The sequence below is a fragment of the Saccharopolyspora mangrovi genome (genome assembly GCF_035320975.1).
GTDB classification, from domain to species: domain Bacteria; phylum Actinomycetota; class Actinomycetes; order Mycobacteriales; family Pseudonocardiaceae; genus Saccharopolyspora; species Saccharopolyspora mangrovi.
Window position 1 is genome coordinate 58,879 of the sequence record NZ_JAWLNX010000007.1, and the last position, 18,279, is coordinate 77,157.

General features: G+C 72.1%; 14 protein-coding genes. 5 read left to right on the plus strand and 9 right to left on the minus strand.

The window, feature by feature from the left end; all coding sequences use genetic code 11:
* Positions 1 to 107: 107 nt before the first annotated feature.
* Positions 108 to 2,660 carry a sigma-70 family RNA polymerase sigma factor gene (locus R4I43_RS12065; RefSeq protein WP_324265684.1) on the minus strand — a complete coding sequence of 851 codons (2,553 nt, stop codon included), beginning with the start codon at positions 2,658 to 2,660 and terminating at the stop codon, positions 108 to 110.
* Between the two features lie 326 nt (positions 2,661 to 2,986).
* Here R4I43_RS12065 and R4I43_RS12070 point away from each other — a divergent pair, with 326 nt between their 5' ends.
* The 3 genes from R4I43_RS12070 to purE all read left to right on the plus strand — a co-directional run bounded on the left by R4I43_RS12070 (position 2,987) and on the right by purE (position 5,478).
* Positions 2,987 to 3,661: a hypothetical protein gene (locus tag R4I43_RS12070; protein WP_324265685.1), complete on the plus strand. Its 675-nt coding sequence runs from the start codon at positions 2,987 to 2,989 to the stop codon at positions 3,659 to 3,661.
* Between the two features lie 75 nt (positions 3,662 to 3,736).
* Positions 3,737 to 4,921, plus strand: a complete 1,185-nt coding sequence (locus R4I43_RS12075) for a 5-(carboxyamino)imidazole ribonucleotide synthase (RefSeq protein ID WP_324265686.1) — start codon at positions 3,737 to 3,739, stop codon at positions 4,919 to 4,921.
* Between the two features lie 68 nt (positions 4,922 to 4,989).
* Positions 4,990 to 5,478 carry a 5-(carboxyamino)imidazole ribonucleotide mutase gene (gene purE / locus R4I43_RS12080; protein WP_324265880.1) on the plus strand — a complete coding sequence of 163 codons (489 nt, stop codon included), beginning with the start codon at positions 4,990 to 4,992 and terminating at the stop codon, positions 5,476 to 5,478.
* A gap of 233 nt (positions 5,479 to 5,711) precedes the next feature.
* On the opposite strand, the gene R4I43_RS12085 is transcribed toward purE, so the two are convergent.
* The 5 genes from R4I43_RS12085 to R4I43_RS12105 all read right to left on the minus strand — a co-directional run bounded on the left by R4I43_RS12085 (position 5,712) and on the right by R4I43_RS12105 (position 11,258).
* Positions 5,712 to 6,494, minus strand: coding sequence for a thioesterase family protein (locus tag R4I43_RS12085; RefSeq protein ID WP_324265687.1), 783 nt, complete (start codon positions 6,492 to 6,494; stop codon positions 5,712 to 5,714).
* Positions 6,495 to 6,549: 55 nt separating this feature from the next.
* Positions 6,550 to 7,263, minus strand: a complete 714-nt coding sequence (locus tag R4I43_RS12090; protein WP_324265688.1) for a TIGR03089 family protein — start codon at positions 7,261 to 7,263, stop codon at positions 6,550 to 6,552.
* A gap of 9 nt (positions 7,264 to 7,272) precedes the next feature.
* A complete protein-coding gene (locus R4I43_RS12095) occupies positions 7,273 to 8,466 on the minus strand; it encodes an LCP family protein (protein ID WP_324265689.1) in 1,194 nt (397 codons plus the stop codon).
* 157 nt (positions 8,467 to 8,623) lie between these two features.
* Positions 8,624 to 9,196: a DUF4232 domain-containing protein gene (locus tag R4I43_RS12100; RefSeq protein ID WP_324265690.1), complete on the minus strand. Its 573-nt coding sequence runs from the start codon at positions 9,194 to 9,196 to the stop codon at positions 8,624 to 8,626.
* Positions 9,197 to 9,512: 316 nt separating this feature from the next.
* Positions 9,513 to 11,258 carry an LCP family protein gene (locus R4I43_RS12105; RefSeq protein ID WP_324265691.1) on the minus strand — a complete coding sequence of 582 codons (1,746 nt, stop codon included), beginning with the start codon at positions 11,256 to 11,258 and terminating at the stop codon, positions 9,513 to 9,515.
* Positions 11,259 to 11,514: 256 nt separating this feature from the next.
* Between R4I43_RS12105 and rfbB the strand changes: the two genes are divergently transcribed.
* Positions 11,515 to 12,504 (plus strand): dTDP-glucose 4,6-dehydratase, encoded by a 990-nt coding sequence (gene rfbB, locus R4I43_RS12110; RefSeq protein ID WP_324265692.1) that lies wholly within the window; start codon positions 11,515 to 11,517, stop codon positions 12,502 to 12,504.
* Complete coding sequence (rfbD, locus tag R4I43_RS12115) at positions 12,501 to 13,421, plus strand: dTDP-4-dehydrorhamnose reductase (protein WP_324265693.1); 921 nt, start codon at positions 12,501 to 12,503, stop codon at positions 13,419 to 13,421. The genes rfbB and rfbD overlap by 4 nt, the downstream gene beginning before the upstream one ends.
* Before the next feature lie 12 nt (positions 13,422 to 13,433).
* Here rfbD and R4I43_RS12120 read toward each other — a convergent pair whose 3' ends face one another.
* From R4I43_RS12120 to R4I43_RS12130, 3 genes are all read right to left on the minus strand, one after another.
* Complete coding sequence (locus R4I43_RS12120; RefSeq protein WP_324265694.1) at positions 13,434 to 14,468, minus strand: glycosyltransferase family 4 protein; 1,035 nt, start codon at positions 14,466 to 14,468, stop codon at positions 13,434 to 13,436.
* Entirely contained in the window at positions 14,458 to 16,974 is a 2,517-nt protein-coding gene (locus R4I43_RS12125) for a glycosyltransferase (protein WP_324265695.1), read from the minus strand. Before R4I43_RS12125 ends, R4I43_RS12120 begins: the two co-directional genes overlap by 11 nt.
* Before the next feature lie 101 nt (positions 16,975 to 17,075).
* Complete coding sequence (locus R4I43_RS12130) at positions 17,076 to 18,278, minus strand: FAD-dependent oxidoreductase (RefSeq protein ID WP_324265696.1); 1,203 nt, start codon at positions 18,276 to 18,278, stop codon at positions 17,076 to 17,078.
* Between the last annotated feature and the right edge of the window lies 1 nt (position 18,279).

Here is an 18,279-nt window from a genome sequence, read left to right on the forward strand (position 1 = left end):
ACGGCCCAGGCCGGGTTTCGGCCGTCCCACTTTGCCGGCTCCGTGCCGTGCCCGGTCGTCGAGAACCGCGACGTCCGGCGCTGCGAACGTCGCGGTTCTCGACCCGATCAGGAGACCGAGCTCGTGGTGCTCGACGTCGGCGGGCTCGTCGTGCTCGTCGAGGACGACGGCGGCGGTGTCGACGACGTGGTGGGCGGCGGCGTCGAGCTCGGGGTCGGGCTCGGCGTCGTCGTGGTGGTCGGCGGCGGGGTGGTCGTCGTGGGAGCCGGCGGGACCGTCGTCGGGGACGGCTCCGGCCGCGGGCGCTCGTGCGACGGCGGGCCGCAGTGCCAGTCGTAGTGCTCCCACGGCCGGTCGTGCCCGTTGCTGTGCCCGTTTCCGTGGCCATGACCGTGCCCATGACCGGGCGGCCACGGCGGTTCGCCGGTGTGGCCCGGCGGCCACCACGGCGGGCAGTCCGGCCGGGTGCTGGTCGTCGGCGGCGTCGTGCTCGTGGTCGGCGGCGGGGTCGGCTCCTCCGAGGGCTTCGGCGGCCACCACGGGAACCACGTGCGCAGCAGAACGGCCTGCTCGTCGCTCGCCTCGCCCAACCTCGCGGAGATCGGCACCCACACGTCGTGCTGCTTGCGGCCGTCGACCACCGCGGCCTCCGGGTCCTGCGTCGGCCACCACGGCCAACCCGGGTGGTGGTCGTGGTCGCTGGAGACCCACACCTCCCGGTAGAAGCCCTCGTTCGGCGCGAGGCTGTCGTCCGAGCAGGTCACGGCGTTGCCCGTGGCGGTGCAGCCGGCGGGCACGGCGTCGGCCTCGACGCCCTCCGGCAGGTGGGCCACGACCTCGGCGCGACCCGTGCTGGTGCCGGTGTTGCGCACGCCGATCGCGATCCGGCTGATGTCCATCCACGGCTGGTCCCAGGCCCAGGCGTGGAGATCGATGTCGTCGACCGGCTTCGGCGGTTCCGGTGGCCTCGGCGGTTCGGGTTCCGGCGCGGGCTGCACGATCACCGGCACGGCGGGCAGCCGCAGGGCGATCTGGGCGCCAGCGCTGATGTTCACGGTGATCTCACCGCCGGTCGCCGACTCGTCGGCCTGCACCAGGTAGCCGAAGACCATCGACTCGCCGGGGTTGAGGCCGCGGTCGGTGGTGCAGGTGACGGTGCCAGTCTGCCCGCTGCAGCGGACCCCCGGGGCACCGACGGCCTGCGTCCGCAGCGACCTCGGCGAAGCCGACGCGGGCGAGGTGCTCGCGGGCGCGGTCGAGGCCGACTGCGGGGTGGTGCTCGCCGGACCGGACGCCGCGCCCGGGAGCTGTGCGGTGACGCCGGGCGGCAGCGCCATCGTCGAGGTGATCGGCACGGACGGGCCGGTGCCGCTGTTGGTCAACCGGATCGGCACCGACACCGGCGGCCCCCCGGCGACCAGCTGCAACGGCTGCGACGGACCGGTGGCGTTGAGCGCGGGCGCCACGGCGGGAGGCGGCGCGGGAGCGGGTGCGGCCGGGGGCGCTGGAGCGGCGGGCGGAGCCGCAGGCGGTGCGGCGGGCGGCGCTGACGGAGGCGCCGGCGGCGCCGGTGGCGGCGCGGGAGCCGGTGCGGGCGCGGGCGGCGGCGCGGCCGGCGGAGTGGCGGGCGGAGTGGCCGGTGGCGCGGCGGGCTGCTGCGCGACCGGGATGGACCGGTCGGTTCCCGAGGTCATGGCCACCGCGATCGCGGCGGCGAGCACGGCGGTCGCGATACCCGCGGTCACCGCCTGGCGGGGACCGGAGCTGGCCGCGTCCCCGGCGGCGCCCGCGGCGCCGGCACCACCCGCCGCGCTGCCGGCGACCAGTGCTCCGGCGGCGGTGCCGGAGGAGGTGGCGGCGAGGTAACCGGTGGCGGTGGCGCCCAGGACCAGCGGCGCGATGATGACGCGCAGCGCACCGTTGACGTCGGCGAGCTCGGCGGCCAGCGCCCGGCAGCGGTCGCAGGTGTCCAGGTGCGTTTCGACCTGCGCGGTCTCCCGCTTGGACAGGCCCCCGCGAGTCCACGCGCCCAGGCGGTCGGCGGTGGCCCGGCACTGCTCCACACCGGGCCCGGCGGCCTCCAGCTGTCCGAGGTGGACCTGCAGGAAGGCCTGGCGGAGCCCTTCGCGGGCGCGGTAGGCCAGCGCGGACACGCCGTTGGGCGTCAGGCCGAGCAGCGGCGCGACGTCGGCGGGCGTCTGCCCCTCGATCTCGATGTGCCACAGCACGGTCTGCCAGCGCTCCGGCAGCCGGGAGAACGCCTGCGCGGCGAGGGTGCGCTCTAACCCGGCGACGGCGGTGTCGGTGAAGGGCACGCTGACGTCGGCACCGGAGACCTCGGCGACGTCGTCGGCCAGCTGCAGCTTGCGCTCGCGCCGCGTCCGGTCGTAGGCGGTGTGCCGCAGCGCGGTCAGCAGGTAGGCGCGGAACGCGGTGGTCGGACCCCGTCCTTCGCGCAGCGTGTCGAGGACTTTGGCGAACGCCTCGGAGACGAGGTCATCGGCCTCTGCCGCTGACTTGGCGACCTGGCGGGCCATGTTGTAGGCCGCGCTCACGTGCCGCTCGTAGAGCTGGGCGTACGCCTGCGACGAACCGCTGCGCACTTCTTCCAGCAGTTCACCGTCGCTGGGGCCCTGAACTTCTGCCGGGACAGTTGCCACGCCGCACCTTCCTCCCCGCAGGGGGCATGTCCTTGTCAGTCCTACCTGGGAGCTTTGGTCGGCGAAAACCACCCGAGGCGGATTCCGACGACAATTGTGATCCGAATCGTATTGGCAAAGCCAGCGAGTCCACCGTCATGGGCGACCACTTGCTACGTCTCGCTCACGAGTAGGCCCATCGGGGAGGGACGTTGAGCATGCGGGACTGGCCACTTAGGTGCGACACGTCGATAGCGCGGACGCTGCAGCGAGCGGTCCGTTTGCGCTGGCGAACGGCCAGCCTAGCAGCGGGGTGGCCGTTTCCCGGAGATTGGGAGGTGCCGGCCGTGGACGCCGTGTGCGCGGCCGTGGTGTCGGGGGCGGACTTGTCCGACCCGCTGGCCGAGCTGGGCGCGTCGCGCGCCGAAGCGGGAGTGGGTCTGGCGGGAACCCTGCACGACCTCGCCGCGCTGCACGCGGTGTCCGGCGAGGACTCCGACGGGTTGGTCTCGGCCGACCCGGACGCGGTGCCCGCCTCCTTGATCCGGATCACCGCGCTGGGCTGGGCGGACGCGGTCAGCGGGATGGCGGTCGGGCGCGAGGTCGAGGACCCGCTGACCGGGCTGAACACCGCCGACTACCTGCGCACCCGGCTGCACGAGATCTACCGGGAGTCCAGTTCCCGGGGGTCGACGGCCGACGAGGATTACGCGCTGATCACCGTGGCGCTGGGGGTGTCCACCGACGGCTACCCGCGGATGGTCGCGATGGTGCTCATCGCCGACGTGCTGCGCACGGTGTTCAGCGCCGGTGAGACCACGGCGCTGCTGCGCGCGGCCACGGCGGCCGTGCTGGCGCCCCGCGAGCCGGAGCTGCAGACCCGGTGCCTGCAGGCGCGCTGGATGATCGAGCACCGGCTGGCGGCCGATCCCGCGCTGCGCGATTGCGGACAGATCCGGTTCCAGGAGGAGCGGCTGCCGCGCGACCACGCGGGGGCGTGCGAGCTGCTGGCCGCCTTGTGATCGACAGCTGTGAACCAGGTCGCGTTGGTCCCTCCCGGTGCAGGTGTGAGGCGTGCGCAGCCTTAGGCTGAGCGGGTGGACCAGCGCACCGGAACCCCAGTCGTCGGCATGATCGGCGGTGGCCAGCTCGCCCGGATGACCCACCAGGCGGCCATTCCGCTCGGGCAGTCGTTGAAGGTGCTGGCGAACTCGGCTGACGAGTCCGCCGCGCTCGTGGCGTCGAACGTCGAGTTCGGGCACCACACCGATCTCGAGGCGTTGAAGACCTTCGCGCAGGGCTGCGACGTGGTCACCTTCGACCACGAGCACGTGCCCGGCGAGCACCTGCGCGCGCTGCAGGCCGCCGGGGTGTCGGTGCAGCCGGGCCCGGACGCCCTGCTGCACGCCCAGGACAAGCTGGTGATGCGCCGCAAGCTGGCCGAGCTGGGACTGCCGGTGCCGCCGTTCGCCGAGATCACCTCGGTCGACGACGTGCTCGCCTTCGGCGCCGAGCACGGTTTCCCGTGCGTGCTCAAGACCGCGCGCGGCGGCTACGACGGTCGCGGCGTGTGGATGCTCGACTCCGCCGAGGACGCCGAGCGCACCGTGGCCGAACTGCTGGACGGCGGCGTCCCGCTGCTGGCCGAGCAGCGGGTTCCGCTGCGCCGCGAGCTGGCCGCGCTGGTCGCGCGTTCGCCGTTCGGGCAGGGCGCGGTGTGGCCGCTGGTGGAGACCGTGCAGCAGGACGGCATCTGCGTGCAGGTGCTGGCCCCGGCCCCGGACGCTTCGCCGGAGCTGATCGAGCAGGCCCAGGACATCGCCCTCAACGTCGCCGAATCGCTGGGCGTGACGGGCGTTCTGGCGGTGGAGCTGTTCGAGACGGCCGACGGCCTGGTGATCAACGAGCTGGCGATGCGCCCGCACAACTCCGGGCACTGGACCATCGAGGGGTCCCGCACCTCGCAGTTCGAGCAGCACCTGCGCTCGGTGCTGGACTACCCGCTGGGCAGCACCGAGCTGACCGCGCCCGCCGTGGTGATGGCGAACCTGCTGGGCGCCGACGTCGAGCCGGAGATGGGCGTCGACGAGCGGCTGCACCACCTGTTCGCCCGCTACCCGCACGCCAAGGTGCACCTCTACGGCAAGAGCGAGCGCCCGGGCCGCAAGCTGGGGCACATCACCGTCCTCGGCGACGACCTCGCCGAGGTCCGCGAGCAGGCGAGGCTGGCCGCGCACTGGCTCTCGACCGGCGTGTGGCTCGACGGCCACGAAATTCACTGAAGTCCAGCAGGTTTCGAGATTTCTGGGAGGTTCTCCGCGTGAGTGAGCAGCCGCTCGTCGGAGTGATCATGGGCAGCGATTCCGACTGGCCGGTGATGCAGGCCGCCGGTGACGCCCTCACCGAGTTCGACGTCCCGTTCGAGGTCGGCGTCTACTCGGCGCACCGCACTCCGCAGCGGATGCTGGACTACGCGCGCGAGGCCGCCGACCGCGGGATCCGCGTGATCATCGCCGGCGCGGGCGGCGCCGCCCACCTGCCGGGCATGGTCGCCTCGGCCACCGTTCTGCCGGTGATCGGCGTCCCGGTGCCGCTGAAGCACCTCGACGGCATGGACTCGCTGCTCTCCATCGTCCAGATGCCCGCCGGTGTCCCGGTGGCCACGGTCTCGGTCGGCGGAGCCCGCAACGCGGGACTCCTCGCGGTCCGCACCCTCGCGACCGACTCCGGCGACCTCGGCACCCGTCTCCGCACCCGGATGGCCGAGTTCCAAGCCGACTTGGAATCGATGGTCCACGACAAGCACGAAGCCCTCCAGGCCAAGGCCAATCAGGGCTGAACCTCCCCGGGTGAACCAGGCCCCACCAACCCTCGCACCTCAGGTAACCGGATTACCGCAGTTTTCAGGCCCCGGATTACGGCGGTATTCAGGCCCCGGATTACGGCAGTTTTCAGGAGTCTGATTGCGGCGGTATTCGGGAGTCTGATTGCGGCGGTATTCAGGTCCCTGATTGCGGCGGTATTCGGTCGCTCCGTGTGGGGCCGAGGTGGGGACGTTGTCCTCGGTGCGGGTCAGCCGAGTTGGTTGACCATGACTGCTTCTTGGGCTGTGCCGATGCGGCCTTCGGTGTCGTAGAGGTCGGCGTGGGCCGTGCCGATCCCGGTGGGTTGGACGTCTCGGCGCATCTCCAGACCGAGCCACTCGCCTCGCATCTCGCGGTGCAGGTGGAGCGAGACGTCGGTGTTGATCCACGGGCCGAACAGCTCGCCGATCGGGCTGGCGGCGCTGATCGCGTCGGCGAGGATCGCCACGTGCGAGAGCGGGCTGAGGCGCTCGCCCGGCAGCAGCGGCAGCGGCATCCGCATCCACGCCCGGCTGGTGCCGGTGGCCGACTGGTCGGCGATCCACCGGACCTGCATCACGTCGTGCACGCCCCAGCGCAGGCCGAGCTCCGGTGGCAGCAGCGTGCGGTCCTCGATGCCCTCGGGTCCTGCGAACGGCACTCCGGCGTCGGGGCCCGGGCCGTCCAGGTCGGAGCGTCGCAGCAGGTGGGCGGTGGCGTTGGTGTGCAGCTTGCCGTCGATGTGCAGGCCGGCCTGGACGACCTGGAGCCGCTTGCCGGTGCGCAGCGGGCGCACCTCGATCGACAGCGGGACGCGCGGCACCGGTCGCATCAGGTCCACGGTGAGCCGGGCGACGATCAGGTCCGGATCGTCGTTGGCGGCCTCGATGGCGCGCGCGATCAGCCCCGCGACCGGGCCGCCGCCGGTCAGCTCGCCCCAGGGGTTCCCGGACGCCTCGTTGGGCACCAAGAACTCGCCCTCGACGCGGAACAGGGACTCGGCAGCACGCATGCCCTGAGGCTACCCGCGAGTAGGTAGGCGTTGCGGGTGGTTTGTGAGGGTGCTCTCAGAGGCCGAGCTCGACCGTCGTGCGCTCGTCGGCGCGGCGCTTGTCCAGGCGGGAGACGTCCGGGTTCGTGCAGTGCACCAGCGCGGCCTCCGCGGCGAGCACCGCGAGCAGCCCGTCCACGACACCGCCGGGCAGGGTCCAGTCCAAGGTGGACAGAACCCGGTCGTCGCGGCCGATGCCCAGCTCACCCGCGCGGCGCCGGGCGCGCTCGACCACCTCGTCCACCGACATCCCCAGCAGCGCGGGAGAACCGCCGGCGACCGGTGAGATCGGGCTGAAGTCGTCGCCGTGCACGCGGATGTCGGAGACGTAGTCGACGACACCGGTGGGCAGCTCGCGCAGCGGAGCTCCCAGCGGGTCCAGGCCCACCGCCGCGACGGTGTGCGCGCCCTCGCCGCGCGCGAGATCAGCCGCGGGCGCGAACGCCACCTCCGCGCCGCCGGCCTCGTCGGTCACGTGCGCACCGGCCCACCAGGAGCCCAGCAGCACGCCGACGGTCTGCCAGTGCGCGGGCAGCGACACCGCGACCGGCGCCCCCGGCTCCAGGTCCACCTCGTCCACCAGCCAGTTCGCCGTCTTGGCCGCCCAGTTCGCGGTGGTCGCGCGGGAGAGCTCGATGCGCGCGCCCGTGGCGTCGTCGTAGTGCGTGATCAACGGCTTGGGCGCGCCGCTGGCCAGCAGCGGGCCGAGGAGGGCCTGGGTGATGCTCATGCCCGCAGGCTAGTTCACGCAGGGGACGTCGCCGTCGGAGGTGATGGGTTGCCGCTTCGCGGTCCCGTCCAGCCGCAGACCCGGCTTGGGGGCCATGCCCGGCGGGTTGGCCGACAGTCCCGCGAAGAACCGCCGCACCGCCTCCCGGTCGATGGCCACGATGCTCTGACCGCGCTCGTCGCGCGCGCCCGCGCTGAGCACCGGCATCGTCACGAAGCTGACCCGCCCCGCGGCGAGCTGCTGCATCTGCTGCACGAAACCCAGCGCGTCCCAGGCCTCGTCGAGCTCCACGGTGCGCTGGGTGGCCGCGACCAGGTCGTTGACCACCGCCGGATCGGTGAGCGTGCCGGTGGACAGGACCTTGTTGGCCAGCCCCGCCATGAACACCTGCTGCCGCACGATGCGGTCCAGGTCGCCGCGCGGCAGGCCGTGCCGCTGGCGGACGAACGACAGGGCGTCGCCGCCGGTGACGGTCTGCCGCCCGGCGCTGAAGTCGGCGCCGGAGTCCTTGTCGCTGGTCGCGTTGTTCAGGCACACCTCGACACCGCCCACGGCATCGGTGAGCTCGAAGAACCCGAGCAGGTTGATCTCGGCGTAGTGGTCGATCCGCATGCCGGTCAGCGCCTGCACGGTCTGCACCAGCGCCCGCTGCCCGGCGACCTTCGCGCGGTGCTCGACCTCCGCTGCGGGCAGGTTCTCGCCCTCCAGCTCACCGGAGGTGGCCTTCTTGGTGAGCCCGTACACGGCGTTGATCTTGTCGGGTCGACCCGAAGGCGTCTCGGTGTAGGTGTCGCGCGGGATCGACACGGCCGTGGGCGGCGCGCCGCTGTGCGGGATGCGGATGAGCACCAGGCTGTCGGTGTTGAGGCCGCCGGTGGCTTCGGTGCGCAGCTGCTTGAGCACCCGCAGCGGCAGGGGGTTGCCCTGCGCGTCGGTGCGGCTGTCACTGCCGACCAGCAGCACGTCGGTGGCTCCGTCGTCCGGCGGGGGAGCGTCGGGCAGTTCGGCGAGCACCTTCGCGGAGCTGACCTCGCTGAGCCGGTTGGTCACGAACCAGCCGACGGCGCTGAGCCCCAGCACGACGACCGAGGCCAGCGCGACCGCGCTCCGGCCGACGATCCGGGCGGCGGAGCGGCGCCGGACGGGGGCGTTGCTGGTGCCGTCCGGTTCGGGGAGCTCCTGCCCCTGGTCCGGTTCGTCCACCACGCCCTCCCCCGAGTTGTGCGTCGATGATCCACGTTAACCGCCGCGGATCGGCCGCGAGGACGGAGGACGGGAACCTTTCTCTCATTTGTGATGCCCGGAACACGACGAAGCCCGCGCCGGCCGACCGGTGCGGGCTTCGCGGGTGCGGGTCAGGTCAGAACAGGACGCCCTGGGACGAGGGCTGCAAGGTGCCGACCTGGAGGCGCTTGAGCGGGATCTCGGTGACCGGCTCGTTGTTCAGGCCGTTGACCGGGGCGTTGACCGTGCCGCTCATGTCCGCGGGCGTGGCTGCGAAACCGCTGGTGACGTAGGTGTTCGGGTCGCCCTTGTCGCCCAGCTCGGCGTGCACGCCGGCGAAGGCGGTCCGGCCCGGCTCGAGGGTGATGTCCTGCGGGCCGCCGGGGATCTCGACGTTGCTGCTGGGGACTTCCTCGATCGGCTCGTCGGCCATGTTGGTGGGGGTCAGGTTCACCCAGCCGCCGAGCTCGCAGGCCTCGTCGGAGGTGTTGGTCATGGTCAGCAGGTACTGGCTCGGGTCGGGCTGGGCCTGCAGCTCGATCTCGAAGTCGGTCGCCGAGCAGTGGGACGCGGAGACGTCGTCGCCCTGCGCCGAGCCGACCCCGGCGGCGTTGGTCAGCGACGCGGCCTGGCCGCTGCACCCGGCGATCAGCAGCGTCCCGCCGAGCAGAGCGGTCGCGGCGCCGATGGTCCGAATTCGCTTCAACATCATGGATTCCTTTCCCCCAGAGCTGTGAGAACGGGCTTTCCCACCCGCTTTTGACCCGTAAGACGTGCCGGTGCACCACCGGTTGCTCCGAGTTGGGAAAGAATTTTGAGCAAGTCCGTGAACTGCGGAAACCGCGGTCGGGAGGAACGGGGGAAAGGGCGGGGAATCCCCTGGGGGATGTCCCCCGTTTTTCGCGCGTTCGGCGGCGGAAACGCGTTGGGGAACTGAGGAATCGAGGAACCGGGGAATTCGGGGAATGCGATTCGGACGTGGGAACCTCCCCGCCGCACGAGTGGCGGGGAGGTTCCCACGTGCCTCAGTCGATGCAGGGCACTCCGTCGGCGGTGATCGGGGCGTTGCCCGTGTCCGCCTGGGTGCGCAGCGGGGCGGCCTTGTTCAGGCCGTCGAGGCGGACGGTGGGCGCGCCGGCGAAGTTCTGCTTGCCGGGGCCCTTGTAGTCCTTGCCGATGTAGACCTCGGTGCTGCCCGCGGTGAGGTTGGGGCTGACCTCGGTGGGCAGGCCGCCGAGGGATTCGGCGACCATCTTGCCGACGTCCTCCTCGCCCTTGGCGTAGTAGACCACCGAGGAGCTGCGGGTCTCGGAGTTGGAGCTGCTGCCCTCCTGGAAGCCCTGGCTCGTCAGCTCCTCCAGCACGTTGGCGGCCAGACCGCTGATGCCGGAGGCGTTGTAGACGCTGGTGGTGATCTTCGTGGGCGACTTCAGCGTCGCGAGCTTCTGCGCGCGCTGCTGCGGCGGTAGCAGCAGATCGGCCGCGAACTGCTTGCTCTCGGCGATGTTGAGCGTGACGTCCTCCTGGCCGGAGTCGCCGACAAGGTGCACCGGGGCGCTGTAGAACTGCACGTTTCCACCGGCGATGCCCTGCATCTGCTCGGCGAAGCCGAGGATGTCGTTGGCCAGCGCCGGGTCCAGGGTGACGGACTTGTTGATCGCGTCGATCAGCGCGCTGAGCTTGCCCGGGTTGGCCAGCGTGCCCGAGGACAGGATCCGGTGGGCCAGCGCGGACATGAACACCTGCTGGCGCTTGCCGCGGGAGAGCTCGTTGAGCAGTCCGTGCCGCTGCCGGACGAAGGCGAGCGCGTCGGCGCCCTGGATCGTCTGCACGCCCTTCTTGAAGTTCGCGCCGGAGTAGCTGTCCTTGGTGGCCTCGTTGAGGCAGACCTCGACGCCGCCGACGGCCTTGGTGATCTCGTAGAAGCCGAGCAGGTTGACCTCGGCGTAGTGGTCGATGCTGACGCCGGTGAGCTTCTCCATGGTCTGCAGCAGCGCCTGCTTGCCGGCCAGCCGCGACTTGTCCTCGAGCTCCTTGGGGTCGGAGACCCCTTCTTCCTGCAGCTTGGAGCGCTCGGCGTCCTTGCCGCGGTTCATGGTCTCGGTGAGCTTGTGCTTGCCGTCGCCGAACCCGCTGTCGACCATCGTGTCGCGCGGGAAGGACATCGCGCTGGCGCTGTGCCCGCCGTTGGGGATGCGCACCAGGATCATCGCGTCGGTGAGGTCGCCGCCCTCCTGCGTGGTGTGCAGCTCTTGCAGGATCTGCTTGGGCAGCGGATTGCCCTGCGCGTCGGTGCGGCTGTCGTTGCCGATCAGCAGGATGTCGGTGGCGCCGTCGGGCGCGCTGAAGCCGTTGCCGATGACGTCGGCGGTGCCGGTGCCGCCCGCGCCGGGCCGGAACATCGCCCAGGCGAAGCCGGTGACGCACAGGACGATCACCGACAGCAGGGCGGTCAGCGTGCGGGCGCCGTTGCGGGCGGCCGTGCGCTGCCAGAACCCGCCCCGGCTCCAGACGTCGTCAGGAGGTAAGCCGGCATCACCGGATCGGGCGGAGTTTCTCGCCGGGTCCTTACGCTGAGCAGCGACGGGAGCGCTCTTCGCGGCACCTGCCGCACCGGCTTTCGCGGTGCCGGGGGCGCCGGTGCTACGGGCGCCCTGCGGCCGTCCGGCCGCAGCGCCGGAGCGGGCCGATCCGCCGCCCGATCCACGGGGCGGAACACCTCTGCCGGGCCGCCCATCAGGGCTCCCGGGCCGCCTCGGCCGGTCGTCCACGCGTTTCCTCCTCGGGGGCTGCGGGGGCGAGCGTTACACCTTCAGGAGTGATGTTGCCCGACTTCCTGAAGAAGGCTAACGGTGATCGACTCGGACCATGACGGGTCCCTCGGGATCCGGTGACATCACTCATAAGGGTGACGCACTCCTATAACTGTACGTAACGCGGGAGTCGATTCGGGCGGGCATCGGCGCATGTCAGACTGCCCTCGGCGGGTGGGCGCCTACTGCCCGCGCAGGACGAGGAAGAGGCGGAATGCGGATTCTGGTCACCGGTGGGGCCGGCTTCATCGGCTCGCACTACGTCAGGCAGCTGCTCGGCGGGGCGTATCCCGCGTTCAGCGGCGCCGAAGTGGTCGTGCTGGACAAGCTCACCTACGCCGGCAACGAGGCGAACCTGGCCGAGGTGGCCGACGATCCGCGACTGCGGCTGGTGCGCGGCGACATCTGCGACCGGGAGCTGCTCGCGGACGTGATGACCAGCGTCGACGTCGTGGTGCACTTCGCCGCCGAAACGCACGTGGACCGCTCCATCACCGGCTCGGACGCCTTCGTGATGACCAACGTGGTGGGCACCAACGCGCTGCTGCAGGCGGCGATGGAGGCCGGTGTCGGCAAGTTCGTCCACGTCTCGACCGACGAGGTCTACGGCACGATCGATACCGGTTCGTGGCCGGAAGATCATCTCCTCGAACCCAACTCGCCCTATTCGGCGGCCAAGGCCGGCTCGGACCTGATCGCCCGCGCCTACCACCGCACGCACGGGCTGCCGGTGTGCATCACGCGGTGCTCGAACAACTACGGCCCGTACCAGTTCCCCGAGAAGGTGCTGCCGCTGTTCATCACGAACCTGATGGACGGGCGCAAGGTCCCGCTCTACGGCGACGGCATGAACGTGCGCGACTGGCTGCACGTCGACGACCACTGCCGGGGCATCCAGCTGGTCGCCGAATCCGGTACGCCGGGCGAGATCTACAACATCGGCGGCGGCACCGAGCTGACCAACCGGGAGCTCACCGAGCGGCTGCTGGCCGAGTTCGGCACCGACTTCTCGATGGTCGAGCAGGTCGAGGACCGCAAGGGCCACGACCGCCGCTACTCGGTCGACCACACCAAGATCACCGAACAGCTCGGCTACGTCCCGCGGGTCGACTTCGAGACCGGGCTGCGCGAGACCATCGCCTGGTACCGGCAGAACCGCTCGTGGTGGGAGGCGCTGAAGGAGCGCGCGGCGGTGGCCCGGTGACCCGGCTGGCCGCGCTGGTCCCCGGCGGCAAGGGGCAGGTCGGCTCGGAGCTGTCGGCGATCCTGCGCTCCCGGCGCGGAACCCTGGTGCACGCACCGGGTTCGGCCGAGCTCGACATCACCGACGTCGAAGCGGTGCGCGATGCGGTCGAGGCCTTCGCCGAAGCGGCCCGCGACGCCGAACTGCGGCCCGTGGTGATCAACACCGCCGCCTACACCGCGGTCGACGCGGCCGAATCCGACCCCGACGGCGCCCACCAGGTCAACGTCGCGGGACCCGCCGCGCTGGCCGAGGCGTGCCGGGACGGCGACCTGCCGCTGCTGCAGGTCTCCACCGACTACGTCTTCCCCGGCGACGCCGACCGCCCGTACGAGCCCACCGACGGCACCGGGCCGCGCACGGTCTACGGCCGCACCAAGCTCGAAGGCGAGCGGGCGGTGCTGGAATCCGGTGCGCGCGCCTGGATCGTCCGCACCGCCTGGGTCTACGGCGCGCACGGCGGCAACTTCGTCAAGACCATGGCCCGGCTGGCCGCCCAGCGCGACGAGCTGTCCGTTGTGGACGATCAGATCGGCTCGCCCACCTGGGCCGCCGACCTGGCCGCCGGACTGCTGGAACTGGCCGAACCGGTCGCCGCCGGAGCCGGCCCGCAGCAGCGAGTGCTGCACTGCACCAACACCGGGAGCACCAGCTGGTTCGAGTTCGCCCGCGCGATCTTCAGCGAACTCGGCCTCGACCCGCAGCGGGTGAACCCCTGCACCAGCGCGGAGTACCCGACCAAGACCCCGCGCCCGGCCTACTCGGTGCTGTCCGAGAACGCCTGGCGAGAAGCGGGGCTGACCCCGCTGCGGCCCTGGCGCGACGCCCTGCGCCAGGCCTTCACCACCAACGCCGAAGCGTTCCGCCACCAGCGGTGACCCGAACTCCCATCATGCGATGGCGCGGAGGTAGGCGGCGTGGGTTCGGTTCGCGCAGCGCTGCCAGGTGAAGGACTTCGCGTGCGCCCGCCCCGCCTGCGGATCCGGGGGCGAGGCCAGGGCCTGGCGCAGCGCTTCGCGCAGTGCGAGCGGGTCCTCGGCCGGGGCGAAGGTCGCGTGACCGTCCGCGACCTCCCGCAGCGCGGGGAGGTCCGAGCACACCACCAGAACCCCGCAGGCCAGCGCCTCCAGCACCGGCAGCCCGAAGCCCTCCTCCCGCGACGGCAGCACCAGCGCACTCGCCCCGGCCACCACGCCGCGCAGCCGCTCGTCGGAGAGGTAACCGGTGCGGATCACGCCGTCGGCCTCGCGCGCGGCACCCGGGCCCGCGATGACCAGCGGCGGGAGGTCCGGCGCGAGCGCCGCGCGCAGGACGTCCAGCCCCTTGCGCGGCCCCTCCGCGCCGACGAACAGCAGGTACTCCGGCGGGATCCGGCCGTCGCGGACCGGCGCCGCCGAGAACCACTCCGGGTCCAGCCCCAGCGGCGTGACCGCGATCTTCTCCGGCGAGACGGCGAGGCGCTCGGCGACCTGATCGGCCACCGCCGCGGTCGGCGTGCACACCACCCGGGCCCGCTGCGCCGAAAGCCGCACCAGCGCGGGCAGATCCGGCTCGGCCAGCGACGGATCGTCCAGGAACGCCAGGTCGTGGATCGTCACCACACCGGCGGCGCGCACCGACGGGGGCAGCACGAAGTTCGTCCCGTGCACCACCTCGACGGGCCCGGACAGCATCTCGACCGGCGGAAAGCGCCCGCCGCGCCACAACATCCGCAATGCGCGCGCCGGGATCGGCGGCCCCACCACGTGCGTCCCGGCGGGTGCTTCGGTGCGCAACCGCCACCAGCCCCTGGTGCTGAAACCGATCAGCCGCACGTCCACATCGGACGCCAGCGCCGCCACCAGGGACGCGGTGTAGCGGCCGATCCCGGTGCGCGGGCCCAGCAGCGGCGTGGCGTCCAGCAGGACGCGCAGGTCAGCGGCCACCGAACCGTTCCCCGGCGATGCGCCGCAACCGGCCGGTCGCCCGCTTGGCCACCTCCGCGGGACCACCGGCGTCGAGGTACTCCCGGAGCAGCGCCAGGTCCCGGCGCGCCGACTCGACCCGGCCCGGCCGCGCGCTGCGCACCAGCGGCGCGGCGGCGGGGAGCCGGTCGGCGGCCGGGCGCGGATCGCGGCAGAACGCGGTCAGCGGCGCGAGCACCGACTCCCACGTGAACCGCTCCCGCACCGGCTCCATCCGGCGACGGCACTCGGCGGCGAACTCGGTGTCGTAGAGGACCTTCTCCAGCGCGTCGGCCAGCGCCTCCGGGTCCTCGGCGGGCACCACCACGCCGATCCCCTCAGCGCGCACCAGGTCGGCGAACGCATCGCCGTCGGTGGTGATCACCGGCAGCCCCGACCACAGGTAGTCCAGCACCCGGGTGCGGAAGGCGAACGTGGTCTCGACGTGCTCGAAGTGGGTGGTGACACCGCAGTCGGCGTCCAGCAGGAAGTTCTGCCGCTCCTGGTAGGGAACCCACGTCTCGTTGAAGAACACGAACTTGTCGGTCAGCCCCAGCCGCTGCGCCAGCGCCCGGGTCCGCTCCGCCATGCCCATCTCCGGCACGTCCGGGTTCGGGTGCTTCATGCCGAGGAAGAACAACCGCACGTCGCTGCGCCGCTGCGAGAGCCGGTCCACCGCGCGCAGCAGCGTCAACGGGTCGAACCAGCTGTAGACGCCCCCAGCCCACAGCACCACCTTGTCGTCGGCCGAAATCCCCGGCCTGGCGCCCTTGATCGCGGGCGCGGTGCGTTGCGGCGCCACCGACGGCAGCCCGAACGGCACCACCGACAGCAGCGAGCGCACCGTCGGGTCGTTGTCGTAGAGCCCGGGCGTCAACCGGCCGAGCGAGGCGAGGTGACCGAGCCAGAAGTGCCGCTGGCGCTCCGAGGCGCACAGGAAGAAGTCGCCGCGCTCCAACTGGGTGTTGAGCACGTCGGTGATCCCGGCGAGGTCCTTCGCACGGCGCTCGTCGTCGGTTTCCCGGCCCTGCTCCAGCAGTTCCAGGTGCATCGGGTCGTAGACGTCGCAGACCACGACCTTGGTGGAGTCGACGCGCTTGAGCGCGGGCACCATCTCCAGCACGTGGCCCTGCAGCACCACGACGTCGGCCCGCTCGACGTGCTCGGCCAGCTCGCGCGGCTTGGCCGCGAACACCTCGAACTCCGATTCCGGCGGATCCACCCGGGCGTTGACGCTGACCAGCCGGACCACGTGCTCGGCGGCCAGCACCTCGGCCATGTGCCAGGCGCGGATCGCCGGACCCGCCATCCGCTCGGTGACCGCGTCGCCGGTGATCACCACGATCTTGCGGGGGCGGCCGAACACCTCGTCCAGCTCGAAGGCCTCCACCAGCGCGTCGTGCGCGGCCAGGTAGCGGGGCAGCGGGTAGGCGGGCTCCATCGCCTTGCGCATCAGCGGCAGCAGGTCGGCGTCGGTGCGCACCCGCGCCCGCTGCTCCTGCTCGCGCGAGACCTTCAGCGACGGCAGCAGTTCCACGAACTGGTCGATCGCCAGCATCCCGGCCAGCGCGGAGCGGTCGACGGGAACCGGCGAGTCGTCGTCGGTCTCGCCGCGACGGGTGATCTCCAGCTGCGTCGGGTCGATCTCGCCACGCGCGGTGGCCCGCCGCACCGCCAGCGCCATCGCCGCCGGAAGCGCCTTGCCCAGCGTCTCCTCGGAGACGTTCTTGTACAGCGCGGCCAGCGCGTTGCGCTCCAGCAGGTAGTGCTCGCGCGACGAGGACACCTCGGCCATCGAGGCGTGGTGGCGGTGGAAGGTCAGCGACCTCGGCTCGTAGCGGACCCGCCAGCCGCGCAGGTTCAGCCGCCAGCCCAGGTCCACGTCCTCGTAGAACATGAAGAAGCGCTCGTCGAAGCCCTCCAGCGCCGCGAACAGCTCGGAGCGCACGAACAGCGCCGACCCGGTGCCGAACAGCACGTCGCGGGCCGCGTCGTGCGACCCGTCGTCGAGCTCACCGGCGTGCCGCTTGTAGCCCATGCCGAACCAGGTGAGGCCGCCGTCGACGAAGTCGATGCGCTTGCCGTCCCAGTCCAGGACCTTGCTCGCCACCGCGCCCACGGTCGGCTCGGCGCGCAGCACCTCCACGGCCGCGCGCACCCAGCTGCGGTCCGGGCGGGCGTCGTTGTTGAGGAACGCCAGGACCTGCCCGGACGCCTCGCGCGCGGCCAGGTTGCAGCCGCCCGCGAAACCGGTGTTGGTGGCGGACTCGATCAGCCGGGCCTCGGGCACGGCCTCGCGGATGCGCTGCGCGGAACCGTCACCGGAGGCGTTGTCGACGCACAGCACCTCCAGCTTGTCCGCCGGGTAGTCCAGCTCGTCGCGCACCGCGCGCAGGCAGGTGATGGTGTCGTCCGCGCCGCGGTAGTTGACGACGATCACGGAGACGACGGGCAGGTTCGCTTCGACCACGCCCCAAGCCTGCACCATCCCGTCTCCGCGCCGCCCGGGTGTTCGGTCAATTCGGTCGCCGGGTGCCCCTCCGCGGTCCTCGTCGAGCGCCGCGGGCGCGCCACCGGTCCGAGCGCCCGTCACCGAGGGCCGTCGGCGAGCAGCTCCCGCAGCCTCGGCGTGTAGAGGGCCGTGATGTCCTTGGCGCCCGCGAACGCGTCGAAGTAGATCGACGTCAGCTCCGGGTCCTGCTGAACCGCGCGCAGCAGGGCCAGGCGGTGCGCGTTCGGCGGCGCCATCCGCGCCACGGACAGTGTCGCCTCGTAGCCCGGGAGCAGGGCGCCGTCGCGCTCGGCGGCGAAGCGGCGCAGCGCCGCGTCCAGCCGCGACGGCGAGTCGAGCTCGCCGATGATGTGCCTGGCCAGCGACTCCGCCTGGGTGAACGCGTCGGTGATGCCGCGCGCGGTGATCGAATCCTTGTGGTGGCCGGCATCGCCCACCAGGGCCCAGCCCGCCCCGGCCGCCTCGCGGAAGAAGTTCTGCTGATCACCGCTGCCGCGCAACCGCTCCACCTGCTCCCCGCACCGCAACCGCTCGTGCAGCTGCGGCGCCGTCTCGCGAACCCGGTCGAGGTGGGCGCGCTGCGCGTCGGCGCGCACCGCGCGGAAGCGGGACTGCGGGAAGTAGGTCAGCACCAGCGTCGCGTGCCCGTGCGTCGGCGTGGCCGCCACCCAGCTGCCCGGCGTCTCGTAGATCTCCAGATCAGCGGGCACACCCGTCCAGTACGAGTAGTAGGCGCAGGTCAGCCGCTCGTCCCAGGTCGTGCACCCGGCACCGGCGTGCGCGGCCACCGAGGAGCGCATCCCGTCCGCGCCGATCACCAGCGCAGCCCGCTCGGTGAACGCCACTCCCCGGTGCTCGCCGCGCACCCCCACCACGCGGCCGCTGCCGTCGCGCAGCAGCCCGGTGACCCTGCACTTCTCCCGCAGCTCCGCGCCCGCGGCCACCGCCGCCCGAGCCAGCAGGTCGTCGAGCACGAACCGGCGCGGCGCGTAACCGGCCCGCTGACCGGCCACGCCCCGGCCGCACCCGGTCAGCTGCACGTCGGCGACCCGGTAGCGGACCTGCCGCAGCGGCGGGCACCCGGTGGCGCGCAACTCCTCCAGCAAACCCCACCGCGCGAGCGCCGCCACGCCGGGCTGGTGGATCACGTGCGTGGAGATCGTGTCGGACGGGAACTCGCCCCGGTCCAGCAGCAGCACCCGATGCCCCGCCCGGGCCAGCAGCATTGCGGTGGGCGAACCCGCGCAGCGGGCCCCCACGACGATCGCGTCGAACATCATC